This window comes from Streptomyces sp. NPDC059850 (assembly GCF_042731515.1).
Classification (GTDB): domain Bacteria; phylum Actinomycetota; class Actinomycetes; order Streptomycetales; family Streptomycetaceae; genus Streptomyces.
In genome coordinates this window covers 17,253-31,694 of sequence record NZ_JBHWJI010000057.1, presented here as the reverse complement: position 1 = coordinate 31,694, position 14,442 = coordinate 17,253, and the positions used below count along the sequence as shown (strand labels likewise).

Sequence of the window (14,442 nt, the reverse complement as noted above, 5' to 3'; positions counted from 1 at the left end):
AAGGGTTGACGAGTTCCATGCCCCAGGCCAAAGCGCCGCGCGCGGACGCGGTCCGCAACCGCAAGAAGATCCTCGCCGCGGCCGGCGAGCAGATCACCGCACACGGGCCCGACGTCGGGATGGACGAGATAGCCGCCGCGGCAGGCGTGGCCGTGGGAACCCTGTACCGCCACTTCCCCACCAAGACGGACCTGGTCGCAGCCGTCGTCGCCGAGCACGTCGCCCGCATCGCCGACGACGCTGAAGCCGTGCTTGAGCGCGTCACCGCCGGTGCCCGCGCCGTGGACGAGCTGACCGCGTTCCTCGGCCGCGTCGTCGAGGCGTCAGCGACCGACCGCGCCGTCAAGGCCGTCGCCCAGGCCCTCGGCGCCGAGCCGGGCGCCCGCGCCGCCGAGGACCGCGCGGGCGCGGCCGTGGCCGGCCTCATCCAGGCCGGTCAGGCCGACGGCGACATCCACCCCGACGTCACCGTCAACGACATCTACATCCTCTTCTCCACCGCCCCCACCGACCAGCCACCCACTGCCCGAACCCGCTGGCTCACCCTCGTCGTCCCGGGCCTGACCACCCGCGCCCGCCCGACGGGCATCTGAGGACCGGGGAGCGCCAAGCCCCCTGACACCCTGCGTCGGGGGCGCCCATGGGTGCGATGAGTGATCATCCATCCGCCCCAGGGCTACCGGTACCTGAAAGCAGAGGACTTGCGCCAGGTCACGGCGGCGGCGCCTGTTGCGGATGCTGCCCTCAGGCTCAGAAGGGGCTGAGGTGCGGTGCGAGTGTGGTTTCCAGTCGTTGCACTGCGTCTTCGTGGGCTCGCAGATGTGGCTTCATGATCCACAGGTCCTCGCGAAACGGTTCGAAGCCCAACGACTCCCACGTGCGCTGAACTACGGCCTTTTCCCGAAGTATCCGAGCCTCGTCGTCGCGTTCGTCAACAGGGATGTCGATGGGGTGAGTTGCCACGAGGGCGGCGTGCACGGATGTCCAGCGGAGCGTACGAGCGATCAGCAGGCGCCCGACTCCGCCGAGACCGCGCCATGCTGGCGCGATCCGGGCTCGGTCGATGATCGAGCTGGGACCGCGCTGACCTGCTCAAACACCCCTCGGCGCAGTCGTAGGCAGGGGGCTTTTGGAGGCCCGTGTTGAGCGTGGTTCCCCGTCTGTTCTGGCACGTATCTGGCACGCCCCAGTTCCCCGTGAGTCCCTGCCCGGTCTGGACGGTTACGGCACGGGGAACCTGCGCTGTGACGTGTGAGTCCAAGTGCTACCAAATTGCGGTGATCAACGCGGCAATTCCCAGGAGTAGTGTGCCCACCCCCGTCATGATCGGCGCCAAGGCGCTCATGTCCAACCTCGTCGTTCCGCTAGGATCACGCTCGGTAGGCGTGTTGGGTGATCCCATTTCACTCCTCCCCTGCTGCATCTCACGCGAGATGCCTTCGAAGCCCCGTCCGGGTCTGGCGAGACAATGCGGACGGGGCTGTTTGTGATCACGGAACGTATCAGGGGACCTCAATCAGGGAAGCGCCCGGCACTTTGATTCGGCTCTCGGAGGTTTTTGAGAGCCAGGCGCCACGAGGCTCCGTAGATCAAAATTGCGCACCGCTCTCACCTGCATGTTTTCCGGACGGGCATATGCAATGTGCTGCACAGGGCGCTCCCTTGTCTGCACAGGGCGCTCCTCTGTCTGCGCAGGGGCCTCCTCTGTCTGCACAGGGTGCTCCTCGTGTAGCACTGAACCGCCAAAAAGAGCAGCGCAAAACTACCTATATGGGGTGCGCCCTGAAACTGCAAATGGCTTGTTTATGTGCTGCGGCGCACTCGGGCTGGAGCGGTCAAGTTGGGTCGGTGGAGCAGCTTTGGGGCGAGAGATTGTGGCCCCGTAAGCTTCCGGCGCGTCGGGCAGTCTGTGGACCTGCCCGTTAAAGCACGACGTTCGTTCACCGCGTGGGCTGCGCGGCGATCGACGTTGCGGGTGGTGATGTGCTCGGTCTCAAGCATCACCAGGGGTGAGACCACGGTGAGTGCGGCCTGACGCATAGCGGTGCGCGCAGCCTTGTGCTCGGGGGCCTAGGTGTTGAGGGCAGCGACCAGACCGGAGGTATCGCCGACGACGATCACTCGGCGTCCGCCACGCCGTCCGAGACCGCCCGGTCGATCTCTTCGGCGGTGACCGGGCCGCCGAAATCAAGGCGGGGGATGTCCCAGTCCTCGTCCCAGCGCTGGGTACGCAGGGCCGCGAGGTGGAACGCCTCCCGGAAATACTCCGACTCGGATCGGCCCTCTCGTGCGGCGGCCGCCTTGATCAGTGCGAGATCCTCTTCGTCGACCATGACGGTCGTCTTCTTCAGCGCCATGTGGTTATGGTGCCAGCGCCATATGTTTCTGCCTGAGGTGTCGATCAGGACCGAGGCGACAGGCGCCAGTGGCGGGGAGGGCTTGGCGGAGCCGTCAGACGAGACGGGCTCGGTTCCGTGTCGGCCGCCGGGCAAGCGGCGCGGCACAGTGGTCGTGGTTATCGGCCCGCTCCGCGCTTTTCACTGACGTCCCGTCGCATTCTCTTGTGCGGCAGCGACTTCGACTAGCGTGAGGCGGGCAGTCGGGAAGCGTGAACGGCATCTGGTGCGGAACGGGCACGCAGAGGGCACGGCGACGGTGGAGAGGCCTAGACAACAAACAAGGCCCGGGTCTGTGACCTGGGCCTTCGCTATGGAGCGGGTGACGAGAATCGAACTCGCGCTCTGAGCTTGGGAATCACCGGGTGCCAGGCGGCTTACATGGCATCTGACCTGCGTATATGCATGCTGATGGGTGCTGTCGGCGTGGCTTCATGACACCGCAGTTGACCCCCTTGCGCTGCCCTGAAGGGCACGGACGGGGCACGTGCGCGCCGACTGCCGAGCAAGGGGCGCAGGTGGGGCAAAGCGGCGTGCGACGCGTTGTGGACCGGGTCACAGCGTTGCAGCCGCGACCAGTCCGTAGGGGGCCCGACCGCCGGCGGTCCGGACGCAGCGCAAGGCCCACCGCGAGTACGAGAACCGCGTCAACATCCTCGTGTCCGACACCCCGTAGCAAACTTTCCGAGCCCCAAGATCATCCCGTGGTGGGTTTCTGGCGTATCTGGCCCGGGGTTGACACGTTCGCCTAGTATGCATTGCATGGTAGCTGGCAAAGCAAGCAATCACGTGGAGGCCCGCGGTGTGAGCCAGCTGCGCAAGGGCGTGCTGGAGTACTGCGTCCTGGCGTTGCTGTGTGACAGGCCCCGCTATGGGGTGGAGCTGCTGGAGGCTCTTGCGGATACGCCGGTCATGGCGACCAGCCAGGGGACGCTGTATCCGCTGCTGGCCCGTCTGCGCAGAAGTGGCCTGGCGGACACGTTCCTGAGGGAGTCTGCCAGCGGGCCGTCTCGCAGGTACTACGAGCTGACCGACCAGGGGCGGCAGGCCCTGGACGAGTTCTCCGGCCACTGGCCCAGTTTCCGTGACGCTGTTGACCGTTTCCTCGTTCCTGGAGCTGAATCATGAGCGACCCCCTGACCCACCCACTGGTTCGCACTTACCTGGCCTCGGTCGACACAGAGGCAGCAGTGCTGTCCGACGACCGGCGCCGTGACCTGGTGGCAGACCTGCGCGAGCACATCGAGTCTGTGCTGCCGCAGGGCGCCGACGACGCGACGGTCCAGCAGGCCCTGGACCAGCTCGGCACCCCCCGGGAGATCGCCGCCGCCGCGATCGACGAAGAGCCCGGCGTCGACCCGCTGCAGCCGGAAAGCAACGCGCGCACCACTCTGACCCTGGGCATGATGGTTTTGGCCGCCCCGTTCTTCTGGGTCCTCGGTATCGGCCTCGTGCTGGCCGTCCCTGCCGCCGTGCGGATCTGGCGCTCTACGGCATGGACCAGGCGGGACAAGCGTCTGGGCAGCATCTGCGCCCTCTCACCCCTACTGGTGACCCCCGCGGCTGCCGCACCGTTCGCTTTCGCCGATGGGCTCGGCGTCGCCGCACTCATCGGCACATTCCTGATCGCCATGGTGATCCCGCTGGCCGCAGCCATCCGACTGGGACGCAGCGCCGCACGCCTGCACCCACACGCAGCCTGAAAGGCCCGCGGCGCCGGGACGCCAAGTCCTGCTCAGTCCGTTGTCGAGACCGTGCTTACCGGCGTCGGCACCATCAGCACGGTGACGTCGAGGCATCGGGAAAACGAGCTGCACCGACGGGTACGACCCGCTGACCTCACGCAACCGCTCCCTGGTGTCTGAGCCAGAACTCCGGGGCCCTGTACCGATGTTCCCCAACGCGGCTTCAGCGGAACGCCTGGATCGGCGTCCGTGTGGTCCAGGGCGTGCGGAGATCGAGTATCTAACATACATCACTTTGGTACATACACTACTCTAGGTACATGTCTATGAAGCGGACCAATGTCTACGCTGACCCGGAAGACCTCGCCATCATCAAGGAGGCGGCCAAGCGCCGCGGCATCAGTGAGGCCGAGATCATCCGTCAGGGCATCCATCTCGCCGCGATGGCCAATCGTGTGTGGGATGAGCCGTTGTTCTCCCGCACCTTCGCCGGTCCTGGGCGCACCCTTGCCAAGGGCGAGGTTCGTGACGTCGTCGCTGATGCTGCCCAGCGCGAAACCGATGCGGGAACTGCTGCGTGATCATCGTTATCGCTGATACCTCCGGCTTGCTGGCCGCACTCGATTCCACGCACCCGGAGCACGAAGCGGCGCAAGAGGCGATCATGGCTGCCGGGCTGCTCGTCATGTCCCCCTTGCTGCTCGCTGAATTCGACCACGTGGCCACTCGTGAACTGGGCCGTGAGGCCGCGGTGAGCGCGATCGACGACATCCGGGGCTGGATGCGCCGCGGCCGTGTATCCGTACCGGAGATCACCGAGGGGCACCTGGGCATCGCTCAGTCCGTCCGGTCCCGCTACCTGGCGCTCGACCTTGATCTCACCGACGTGGTGAACGTCGCCCTGGCGGCCGACTACGACACCGACGCGATCCTCACCCTGGACCGCCGAGACTTCCGTGCCGTACGCCCCCTCGGCCATCACAAGGCGTTCCGCGTCCTGCCTGACGATCTACCACTCTGACGTCCCACACGTACTCCGTAAGACCTCGAAGGCCGGTCCGCTCTCTCCCGCGCGGAGTTGCCGACGCGCCGGTGCATCCACTCGGTCGGCGAGACGAGGGCTTCTGGCGTGGACCGGTACACGCTGGCCTATGGGAACAGCCCTGGGAGGTGCCTCGGGGGAAGGTCAGTCGTGACCGTTGTCGACCGACGAAGTACCCCGAAGTCCCCACCCCGACGACCGTCCACACGCCCGCTCCGGCGGTCCACCACAGCCACGCTCCGGCCTGCTCCTGCCAGCACGCTCCTGCGGCTGCGCCGTTGCTCGGGCCCAGTGCCCGGACGGTCCGTGCCGTGCTCGCGGTCGGCGTCGTCGTGACCGCGCTCCTGGCGGCCGTCGTCGTCGCTGGCTTCGTGTCGGTGGCCGATCCGGGATCCTCACCCACGGCCACACCAGCGATCAGCTGTCTGTGGAGAGGTCCCCGGCAAGGAGCTGTCCTGTGAGTTCCACGCACCGTGTCCGGGCCGCGGAGAAGCCGTAGGGCATCTTGGTGACCGCTTCGAAGGCGCTCATCTGGACCTCCTCCTCGCCGCTCGCCTCGGCGTCGTAGATGTCGAAGAGCTTCTCCTCTGCCGCGTCCAGTCCGGCCGCTTCAATGGCCTGGTGCAGGGCCTTGTGGTGGGCGCAGTGCCGCGCGGCGAGTTCCTCGACCTGCGGGTCGTGGGGGTCGACGGTGTCATCGAGGGCGGCGTCGGCCGCGTCGAGGCGGTCTGCCTCGGCCCGTAGGCCGGGGTGGGTGGCCAGGGTGATGAACACGCTGGCCTGAATTGCGGCTCCCAGCGGCCCGAAGATCCGTTCCGTGACCAGCAGGGCGTCCAGGTCGGAGGGGCGCAGTGCGCCAGAAGGCAGGTGGCTGAGCCGGTCCGTGACCAAGGGGGAGAGCAAGCCCAGTGGGCTGCCCACGACCCGCAGGCGCTGGACTGCCGCGCGCTGACGCTTGATGTCGGCCTCCTGGGCGGCCAGAGTTTCCTCCAGCCGGCCCAGGACGTCCTCAACGTCCCGGTCCCGGGCTTCGTTGAAGGCGGTCTGCATGTCGTCCAGGCTGATGCCAGCCTCGGACATCTTGCGGATCCACAGCAGGCGGATCATGTCCTCGTAGCCGTAGCGGCGGCGTCCGTCTCCGCCTCGCTCGGGCTCCGGGAGCAGACCGATCTGGTGGTAGTGACGAATGGCGCGCGGGGTGGTCCCGGCGAAGGCGGCGGCATCACCGATCTTGACCTCGCGGGGAGGCATGGCGGAGGGGTACATCGCAGACAGGGCCTTTCGTGCCGTGGTGCCCTCGACAACACCACATGCCGCTACGGCACATGCAACTCCACAACACCCGGACCCTGACGGGCTATCGGGCGCTCCCTCGCCATGGGTGTCCCATCCCAGGACAGGCCCGGAATGGGTGGGGAGATCCGTCGAGCAGGTCTGAGGGCACCCCGAGCAGGGGTTGGGGATTTCCAAGGAGCCCCATCATCACGGCCATATCCGTCGCGGTGGCCGCCGTCGTCATGCGCTCACTGCTCACCAGCCAGCGCCACCGCTGAACCACACCAACACGGCTGCCGGCGCGGCCTCGATACCGCCAAGCATCCGCCGCCCCGGCAGCCCAACCCCTCGAAAGAGGTGCCGACTTCAACGGCGGTCAGGAGCTGACCGACCGGGCCGTGGCCGCGTACATCGCCAAGTACACGACGAAGGGCGCCGAGACGGCGACCGGTTCCCTGGACCGGCCGATACGGCTGATCGCTGAGGTCGCCTACCTCGACATCACCGAGCACGCTCGGCGGTTGATCCGCACCGCGTGGGCGCTCGGCGCGCGGAAGGACCTGGAACACCTCCGGCTCCGTGCCTGGGCTCACATGCTCGGTTTCCGGGGTCACTTCTCCACCAAGTCCCGCCGCTACTCAACGACCCTTGGTGCGCTCCGCGATGCCCGCGCCGCCTGGCGCCGTGCCCAAGCTGCGGCCGCCGAGTCGGAGCAGGACGAGACCACGCTCGTCCTCGCCCACTGGGCCTACGCCGGTACCGGCCTCACTCCCGCCGAGGAATGGCTGACCGCCACCATCACCCCTGCTCCCGGAACAGAAGGAGAACCGACCCACGCGTGACCGGTACCTCAGCGTCGCCCAGGTGTCCGAGCTGCTGGGCACCACGGACCGCTTCCCCCGGCGACTGATCGCCGAGCGGCGCATCAAGTACGTGAAGGTGGGTCGGCACGTCCGTATCCCGGAGAGCGTCATTCAAGCCCCACAAAGTTTCCGATGTTGTCTAGGCCCACCGTCAAGCAACAGCTGGGACCAGAACGTCAGCCATCACCTGGGACTCGACAGCTGGTGCTTGGCGCGTTCGTGCTCGGCGATGCTGATGATGGTCTCGGCGCCGTCGAGTTGGTGGCGGAGCTTGTTGAGCACGTCGGTGCGGGCTGACTGGATGAGGTGGTCCGTGGTCGGGGCAGTGCCGGTGCTGGTTCCGGCGGGGACCCAGAACGTCTTGTGGCAGTGGTCGCGGACGATGTCCTGGCAGGTGCGGATCACCCAGTTCATGGCCACGGTGATCTCGTCGCGGTGGAGCTGGTCCAGGTCCCAGCCGTCGTTGCGCTCGGGGCGGGGCGTCATGCGGAGTGGCCCGTGGGCGGTGTCGACTTCATGGTGAACCAGACCGTCTTGCCCACGGTGTGCTCGATGTCGCCCCAGGCGTCCGCGAGTTCGGTGACGAGGAGCAGGCCGCGGCCATGTTCGCTGTCGGGCTGCGGGGCCTGGGATACGGGGTGGCCGTCGCCGGAGTCGCGTACCTCGATGCGGACTTCCTGTTCGTCTGCTGCGACGCGCACTCTGAACTTCCGGCCGGGTGGCACGCCGTGCAGTAGAGCGTTGGTGGCGAGTTCCGAGACGCAGATCTGGATCTCGTCTAAGCGATCGGTGTAGCCCCACTCGGAGAGTGTCCGGGTCACGAACTGTCTGCTGGCCCGGATGGATGGCTTGCGCCGCGTGAACAGCTGTTGGTGCATCAGATGCACGGTCGGTCACCGCCTCATAGCGTGCTGTGAGATTGAGGTCACCTTATTGCTATTCATGAAAGGTGGCAAGGTAGTCTCAGGGTGGTGGCCATGAGGTCGCTTACTGTGTAAAGCGGCAAGGTTGGCGAGTCCGATCAAGCTTGAGGAGGGGCCGGTGCCGGGCGAAGCGTGGATCAGCACCTCGATGCCTTATCTGCGGCCGACGGCCGGAGGGCAGGGCGATGTGTGGGGGCAGGAAGCCGCGGCGCGGGGGCGTCGGGGCACCCAGCGGATCGTGGGCGCGGGGGAGGTGCCCGCATCGGATGTGGTGGCTCGGCTTCTGGGGCTTGCGGAGGGGGAAGCGGTCGTCGTGCGGCGGCGGATCATCCTGCTGGATGAGCAGCCGTGCGAGCTGACCGACTCCTACTACCCGGCCCGCATCGCGGCAGGAACCGCCCTCGCGGGCACCGCGAAGATCCGGGGTGGGGCGGTGTCGCTGCTTGCCGAACTGGGTTACGTGGGGCGACGGGTGCAGGAGGATGTGGCGGCTCGGATGCCAACCGAGGAAGAGCGGGAGCTGTTGCGGACCGGTGTCGACGAGCCGGTCTTGCGGTTGGAGCGTGTTCTTCTTGATGGGGGCGAGCGTCCGATCCAGGTCGACCTGATCACGATGCCCGCCCACCGGCAGCGCCTGCGCTACGAACTCACGATGGGATGACCGTGCCCAAGGCCGAACAGGACGCCGTCGACCGACGCTCCCTGCACGAGCGGATCGCTGCCGACCTGCGGGACGAGATCATGTCGGGCGACCTTCGTCCCGGCGCGAACCTGCCGTCCACCGCGCAGCTCAAGGAGCGCTTCGACGCCTCGAACGCGACCGTGCAGAAGGCGTTGCAGCTGCTGAAGGACGAGGGGCTGGCGGTCGGGCGCGCCGGAGCGGCCGTCACCGTACGGGAGCATCGGCAGCGCACCATGCGGCCCGCCTCGTACATGGCTCCGGCCGCACCCGGTGAGCCGTACCGGTGGATCAGCGAGGCCGCCAGCCGACAGACGCGCGGGAGCAGTCGGCTCCTGGAGGTTGCCGAGGTCCGGCCGCCCGCCGATGTCGCGGAGGCGCTGCGGCTGCCGGAGGACGGCGCGGCGTTGCTGCGGGCGCAGGTGCTGCTGATGGATGACGAGCCGGTGGAGCTGGTGAAGTCGTACTACCCGCTGGAGTTGGCGCGCGGGACGGAGATGATGAACCGCCGTAAGATCAAGGGCGGCACCCCGGCCCTCCTGGCGGAGCTGGGCTACTCGCCCCGCCTCAGCGTCGACAAAGTGTCCGCCCGCGTGCCGACCCAGGAGCAGTACACGGTGCTCGGGCTGCCGGGCAATCTGCCCGTGCTGCGCACGCTCCGGGTGGTGTACAGCGACGACGAACGTCCCATCGAGGCCACGGTGATGGCCAAGGCCGGTCACCTCTACGAGTTGCAGTACGAGTTCACCCCTTCGTGACTGCGGCTACGAACGGCCCGCACCACTTCAGCCGACTAATGGGAGCCCCGCGTGAGTGAGCCGAAGAAGACGTTCCTGTACGTCGTCGTCTGCGCGGCCGGGGTCGCCGACGACGTCGGCAAGCTCATCAACGCGGCGCAGGAGCAGGGCTGGGGCGTGGGCGTCATCGCCACGCCGCAGGGCCTTGGCTTTATCGACGCCCAAGCCATCGAGGCCCGGACCGGCTGTCCGATCCGCTCCGCCTGGCGCTCCCCCGGCGACCCACGGCCGCTCCCGCCCGCGGACGCGATCGCCGTCGCCCCGGCAACGTTCAACACCATCAACAAGTGGGCCGCCGGAATCGCGGACACCCTGGCTGTGGGTGTCTTGTGCGAGGCCTACGGCTTGGGGATACCGACCGCCGTCCTGCCCTATCTCAACGCCGCACAGGCCGCGCACCCCGCCTACCGGCAGGGCCTGGAGCGCCTACGCGAGATGGGGGTGCTCGTCGCCGACTACGAGCCGCACCAGCCGAAGGCGGGCGGCGGCCGTGACGGGTTCCGGTGGGAGCGAGCGGTGGAGCTTCTCACACCCAGGGTGCGTTCTGGTGCGGATCTGGCACGGGACGCTTAGAGAGGTCTAGACAACAAAGAAGCCCCGGGCCGCTGGCCTGGGGGCTTTGTGGTGGAGCGGGTGACGAGAATCGAACTCGCGCTCTGAGCTTGGGAATCACGGGGGTTCGGCCGATGATCTGGCCGCCGACCTGCAAAAACTCCGGGTGGCGGTCGCCATGACCGGGCGTCGTGTCGCCGCCATTGACCGTGGTTGACCGCTCCTTCTGGTGCGCATCTGGTGCGGCCCTGCGTCTCTGTTCGCTGGCCACTGGACAGGTCCCTCAAGTCCGCCTGCCCCACTATGAGTGGGTGACTGCCCAAGGTGCTAACGGTTGGCTACGCTTGACCTGCAAGCACTGGGGACTGCGATACGGGGGACGAGCACACAATGAGTCGCCGCCCCTTCTTGGCCTACCTTGACGAGGCATGGACCCGTCTCCTCCACGGGCGAGGTAGGTCGGAAATCCCCGACATCATAAATTGGGCCGACATCGAGGCGTCTTGGGGAGACGTCCGGAAGAACGTTGTCTCTTCACTTCGAAAAGGTGAAGTTGGGCCAGATTACGTCGAGGTTATAGACCTACCCAAAAATTCCGTTGCCGTGCGTCCTATCGCGCGTCTTACAGTGCATGACCGCCTTATTTATGACACCCTCGTATTTTCAATCGCAGAGTTGGTAGAGAGTCAGCTTCACAGTAGTGTTCATAGTGCCCGATGGGGCAACAACGGTAAATCTTTCTGGTCGCCCATCAATAATTGGGTGTCCATGCAGAAGCGCGGCGTTGGCATGATGCTGAAGGCTCCGTATCGACTGGCCCGAACTGACGTCGTTTCGTTTTATGAACACATAGATGTCGACACATTGGCGATTGATATTCAGTCGGCTGGCGCAACGTCATGGGTGACGCAGCACCTAATTAAGTATCTGCGCATGTTCCAATCATCAAGTCATGCCTGGGGGGTGCCTCAAGGGCCTGACTCGTCAGCGATTCTGGCCAATCTCTACTTGCTTCCCGTTGACGAGTTCGTGCATCGAGCAGGTTTCGATTACCTACGCTACTCGGATGACATGATGCTATTCGATACTGAAAGGGAGTCCCTCCGTAACGCATTGTTAGAGATCAATGCGATCCTGCGTTCGCGTCGCCTCACTATGTCCACAACTAAGACGCGTATATACGACCCAGCGCAGGCGCTCTCGCAGCTCGAAAGTCTGGAAAAAGACGCTATCAACTACGGAATTAAGATTGGTGAGGTTGGAGCGGAGGAGAGGCTATACAAGCTTTTCTTGGAGGCAACCGCGGCTGAGCAAATAGATCGTGACGTGAAGTTCTCGCTCTTCCGCATGGGGAATGTCAAGGATGATAGAGCACTCGGGTGGGCGCTACGCAATCTAAAGGAGAGTCACCATCTAGCAAGTGAGCTCTTGAGGTACTTGGAATGCTTTCCTGAAAGGCGTCTGGGGATAGGTAGGGCGTACATATCAACCATGCGGCTGGTCGAGGACCATAAGTACGATCACCTAGAGCAGAGAATTCTGCAATCAGCGATTCGGGTGAAAATTCGGTCTGTGAAGATTCGCGATAGGGCATGGGCCATCTTGCAGGATAAAAATAAACCAAGCTTGCCCCGCGAGTTCGCTGCTCGTTATCTGGGCAGGGTCAGCACTATCGCTGATGGGCAGTTGCTGCGTCGGCAGTTCGAGAATGAATCCGATGCCAATGTCAGGCGGGCCTTGTTGGTTGCCATGTACGAAGCGCACTCAGTCTCGCGCCTCCTGCTAAAGCGACTCGCAACCTCTAATACAAAGCTCACGTGGGTAAGTCGGTACCTACTGAATAATCCTCGTGTCCCTCTGCCTCGCTAGGGGTAATTTTGCTGCGATTGTTCCTTTATGGCGCTGTGGCCCTATCCGCTGGCGTCGCGAGCTTCTTCATATCCAACTCAACAGTCGTCAACATGACCGCCGGCCTGAGCGTCGGGCTCTTCGTGCCTGTAGTTGATGAAGTGGTGCAGAATTGGGACAACGTTCGGCACCTGTGGTACGCGTTGCGGTATCGAAACCGTCCTATCAGGGTTTCGACCTCTTATCTCTTCAAGATCTACCTGGACGGAAAGTACCTGCTTGTCAGAGGGTCGAGGTACCCTAACCAGTTTCAGCCGGTCGGGGGAGTCCATAAAGTTACACCGCAAGGAAATGCCGTGCTTTCCAGTATGGGAGTTACGGACGACAACCTGGTGCCTCTCGACGCAATTAGCTACGGTGATTTGCGTGTACGGGTTCCAGGTAAAGCAATCTTCAGTTTCTTTCGGTGGTTCGATACGAGGTCTGGCCGGGAAGACGCTCCTTGGCGAGAATTTCAAGAAGAGTTGCTCGCGACTAATCTTTTGCCTCAAGATAAGTTTCCGCACATTATGCACAACTACCTGAGGCGGGAAGTCGATGCGATCCGCTACAGCGAGTGGGCTGATTCACTGGAAATTCTGGTTCGGGATATATACGAACTGGTGCCGAACCGAGATCAGGAAAGCGCGTTGAGGCAACTGGTGGCATCGGGGCATCCGGACGTCATTTGGGTTACCTCGCAGCAAATCAAGCGTCGTGGTGCTGTCCCTGGGCAGCCGCATTCCGTCGAAGTCTCAGCACACAGCAAGGCGGTCTTGTAAGTGAGGTCGGCGGAGCGGCTTTGGGCTGGAGCTGCTTTGGGGTGAGAGATCATGGCCCCGTAAGCTTCCGGCGCGTCGGGCAGTCTCTGGACCTGCCCGCTAAAGCACGACGTTGGGGCCATGATCTTAGAGGCTCGCCCCAAAGTGGCTGCCTAAAGCCGTGGAGCCGACCGCCCCAGCCACGACGTACCCCCTCTCTGACGTCAAGCGGCTGACCGCTGTGCACGCGGCACGGGCGGCGGCCGGGCTGGAGCGGGGCGGAGACAGGAGCGCAGGCCCGGCCGGGGGCCGGGCCGCGCGCGGTGAGCGGAGCGAGCCGACTTGAACCCGTAGAGAAGGTTGTAACTCACTGCTGGCGCTTGGCGCGTTCGTGCTCGGCGTTGGTGATGATGGCTTCGGCGCCGTCGATCTGGTGGCGGAGCTTGTTGAGGATGTCGGTGCGGGCCGAGTTGATGAGGTGGTCCGTGGTCGGCGTCGTGCCGGTGCTGGTTCCGGTGGGGACCCAGAACGTCTTGTGGCAGTGATCGCGGATGATCTCCTGGCAGGTTCGGATGACCCAGTTCATCGTCACGGTGATCTCGTCGCGGTGGAGCTGGTCCAGGTCCGAGCCGTTGTTGTGGTCGGGGTGGGACGTCATCGGTCGGCCTTCTGTTGGGCTGTGAGTTGGGCGGTGATGGTGCGGCCGTGCTGGTTGCCGGTGATGTCGACTCGGCAGGCCAGGGCCATGACGATGCTTAAGCCGCGGCCGTGGGCGTCGTACGGGTCCGCCTCGGTCGGGTGCGGTTCGGGGCTTCCGCCCGAGTCGCTGACGGAGATCGCGACGGTCTGAGGGGACAGCGTCAGCGTGAGGTTGAAGGTGCCGAAGTCCGTGCCGCTGGCGGTGTGGTTGACGGCGTTGCTTCCGAGTTCGCTGACGATCAGCTCGGCGTCGTCCACGCAGGGGTGGCCGTGCAGGATGTCGCGGGTCCAGCGGCGGGCGCGGGTCACTTCTTCTCGGAAACCTGGGCATGTCAGTCCCCAAACTCGCGGACTACTCATATACTCGTGCATACAAGTTCCTTCATGCTGGTAGGGGCTATGGATCGTGGGTTAGTGCTAGATGAGTCGTACGCCGTCGTGGGCGCGGACGGCTGGCGGGGATGCGTTGTCGATGGCGTCCAGGACGCGGATGGCGTATGCCTCGTCGGCGAGTTCGGTGATCTCGTCGCGGGTGGCCCAGCGCAGGGCGCGGGTTTCTGCTCCGGTGGTCGGGGTGCCGTCGATGGCCTCGCAGCGGAAGACCATGGAGACGATCAGGCCGGTCATGTTCTTGTAGATGCCGGTGAGGGTCGCGGGAAGCGCGATCTTGATGCCGGTCTCTTCGAGGACTTCCCGTTGCAGGGCGTCGGGGATGGTTTCCTCGCGTTCGAGTACGCCGCCGGGCGGTTCCCACTTACCGTTGTCCCGTCGCTTGATCAGCAACGCACGGCCAGCGTCGTCGACGATGACTCCGGCGACGCTCACGGAGTGCGGGCGCTCAGTGCTCACGTTCCACGCCCCTCTCGGCTGGCTAGGCTTTCCA

Annotated in this window: 17 protein-coding genes and 2 pseudogenes; 12 read left to right on the top strand and 7 right to left on the bottom strand. The window is 65.0% G+C overall.

The window, feature by feature from the left end; genetic code table 11:
* Positions 1 to 17: 17 nt before the first annotated feature.
* Positions 18 to 593: a TetR/AcrR family transcriptional regulator gene (locus ACFV9T_RS34225; RefSeq protein ID WP_385446403.1), complete on the top strand. Its 576-nt coding sequence runs from the start codon at positions 18 to 20 to the stop codon at positions 591 to 593.
* A gap of 1,524 nt (positions 594 to 2,117) precedes the next feature.
* Here ACFV9T_RS34225 and ACFV9T_RS34220 read toward each other — a convergent pair.
* Positions 2,118 to 2,357: a ribbon-helix-helix protein, CopG family gene (locus tag ACFV9T_RS34220; protein WP_385446402.1), complete on the bottom strand. Its 240-nt coding sequence runs from the start codon at positions 2,355 to 2,357 to the stop codon at positions 2,118 to 2,120.
* Positions 2,358 to 3,158: 801 nt separating this feature from the next.
* Between ACFV9T_RS34220 and ACFV9T_RS34215 the strand changes: the two genes are divergently transcribed.
* From ACFV9T_RS34215 to ACFV9T_RS34200, 4 genes are all read left to right on the top strand, one after another.
* Complete coding sequence (locus ACFV9T_RS34215) at positions 3,159 to 3,524, top strand: PadR family transcriptional regulator (protein ID WP_385446401.1); 366 nt, start codon at positions 3,159 to 3,161, stop codon at positions 3,522 to 3,524.
* Positions 3,521 to 4,099, top strand: a complete 579-nt coding sequence (locus tag ACFV9T_RS34210) for an HAAS signaling domain-containing protein (RefSeq protein WP_385446400.1) — start codon at positions 3,521 to 3,523, stop codon at positions 4,097 to 4,099. The genes ACFV9T_RS34215 and ACFV9T_RS34210 overlap by 4 nt, the downstream gene beginning before the upstream one ends.
* A gap of 302 nt (positions 4,100 to 4,401) precedes the next feature.
* Positions 4,402 to 4,662 carry a CopG family transcriptional regulator gene (locus ACFV9T_RS34205; RefSeq protein WP_385446399.1) on the top strand — a complete coding sequence of 87 codons (261 nt, stop codon included), beginning with the start codon at positions 4,402 to 4,404 and terminating at the stop codon, positions 4,660 to 4,662.
* Entirely contained in the window at positions 4,659 to 5,102 is a 444-nt protein-coding gene (locus tag ACFV9T_RS34200) for a PIN domain-containing protein (protein WP_385446398.1), read from the top strand. Before ACFV9T_RS34205 ends, ACFV9T_RS34200 begins: the two co-directional genes overlap by 4 nt.
* Before the next feature lie 438 nt (positions 5,103 to 5,540).
* Here ACFV9T_RS34200 and ACFV9T_RS34195 read toward each other — a convergent pair whose 3' ends face one another.
* The gene (locus ACFV9T_RS34195) at positions 5,541 to 6,389 is read right to left on the bottom strand and encodes a MerR family transcriptional regulator (RefSeq protein ID WP_385446397.1); all 849 of its coding nucleotides are present in this window, start codon (positions 6,387 to 6,389) and stop codon (positions 5,541 to 5,543) included.
* 362 nt (positions 6,390 to 6,751) lie between these two features.
* Between ACFV9T_RS34195 and ACFV9T_RS34190 the strand changes: the two are divergent.
* Positions 6,752 to 7,240 (top strand): annotated as a pseudogene (locus ACFV9T_RS34190) (replication initiator); the annotation flags it as partial.
* Positions 7,203 to 7,379: pseudogene (locus ACFV9T_RS34185) on the top strand (excisionase family DNA-binding protein); the annotation flags it as partial. The pseudogenes ACFV9T_RS34190 and ACFV9T_RS34185, both read left to right, overlap by 38 nt.
* A 65-nt stretch (positions 7,380 to 7,444) precedes the next feature.
* Here ACFV9T_RS34185 and ACFV9T_RS34180 read toward each other — a convergent pair.
* Positions 7,445 to 7,747: a hypothetical protein gene (locus tag ACFV9T_RS34180; RefSeq protein ID WP_385446396.1), complete on the bottom strand. Its 303-nt coding sequence runs from the start codon at positions 7,745 to 7,747 to the stop codon at positions 7,445 to 7,447.
* A complete protein-coding gene (locus tag ACFV9T_RS34175) occupies positions 7,744 to 8,139 on the bottom strand; it encodes an ATP-binding protein (RefSeq protein WP_385446395.1) in 396 nt (131 codons plus the stop codon). The genes ACFV9T_RS34180 and ACFV9T_RS34175 overlap by 4 nt, the downstream gene beginning before the upstream one ends.
* Positions 8,140 to 8,302: 163 nt before the next feature.
* Between ACFV9T_RS34175 and ACFV9T_RS34170 the strand changes: the two genes are divergently transcribed.
* The 5 genes from ACFV9T_RS34170 to ACFV9T_RS34150 all read left to right on the top strand — a co-directional run bounded on the left by ACFV9T_RS34170 (position 8,303) and on the right by ACFV9T_RS34150 (position 12,881).
* On the top strand, positions 8,303 to 8,845 hold the full coding sequence (locus tag ACFV9T_RS34170; protein WP_385446394.1) for a GntR family transcriptional regulator: 543 nt from the start codon (positions 8,303 to 8,305) through the stop codon (positions 8,843 to 8,845).
* Positions 8,842 to 9,621 (top strand): GntR family transcriptional regulator, encoded by a 780-nt coding sequence (locus ACFV9T_RS34165; protein WP_385446393.1) that lies wholly within the window; start codon positions 8,842 to 8,844, stop codon positions 9,619 to 9,621. The genes ACFV9T_RS34170 and ACFV9T_RS34165 overlap by 4 nt, the downstream gene beginning before the upstream one ends.
* A gap of 51 nt (positions 9,622 to 9,672) precedes the next feature.
* Positions 9,673 to 10,233: a flavoprotein gene (locus ACFV9T_RS34160; RefSeq protein WP_385446392.1), complete on the top strand. Its 561-nt coding sequence runs from the start codon at positions 9,673 to 9,675 to the stop codon at positions 10,231 to 10,233.
* A gap of 369 nt (positions 10,234 to 10,602) precedes the next feature.
* Positions 10,603 to 12,081: a reverse transcriptase domain-containing protein gene (locus tag ACFV9T_RS34155; RefSeq protein WP_385446391.1), complete on the top strand. Its 1,479-nt coding sequence runs from the start codon at positions 10,603 to 10,605 to the stop codon at positions 12,079 to 12,081.
* A 92-nt stretch (positions 12,082 to 12,173) separates the two neighbouring features.
* Positions 12,174 to 12,881 (top strand): hypothetical protein, encoded by a 708-nt coding sequence (locus tag ACFV9T_RS34150; protein WP_385446390.1) that lies wholly within the window; start codon positions 12,174 to 12,176, stop codon positions 12,879 to 12,881.
* Between the two features lie 346 nt (positions 12,882 to 13,227).
* Here ACFV9T_RS34150 and ACFV9T_RS34145 read toward each other — a convergent pair whose 3' ends face one another.
* From ACFV9T_RS34145 to ACFV9T_RS34135, 3 genes are read right to left on the bottom strand one after another with little or no spacing between them, the layout of a single operon-like run.
* Positions 13,228 to 13,518, bottom strand: coding sequence for a hypothetical protein (locus ACFV9T_RS34145; protein WP_385446389.1), 291 nt, complete (start codon positions 13,516 to 13,518; stop codon positions 13,228 to 13,230).
* Complete coding sequence (locus tag ACFV9T_RS34140) at positions 13,515 to 13,931, bottom strand: ATP-binding protein (RefSeq protein ID WP_385446388.1); 417 nt, start codon at positions 13,929 to 13,931, stop codon at positions 13,515 to 13,517. Before ACFV9T_RS34140 ends, ACFV9T_RS34145 begins: the two co-directional genes overlap by 4 nt.
* A 45-nt stretch (positions 13,932 to 13,976) precedes the next feature.
* Positions 13,977 to 14,384 carry an NUDIX hydrolase gene (locus ACFV9T_RS34135; protein ID WP_385446436.1) on the bottom strand — a complete coding sequence of 136 codons (408 nt, stop codon included), beginning with the start codon at positions 14,382 to 14,384 and terminating at the stop codon, positions 13,977 to 13,979.
* Positions 14,385 to 14,442 lie beyond the last annotated feature (58 nt).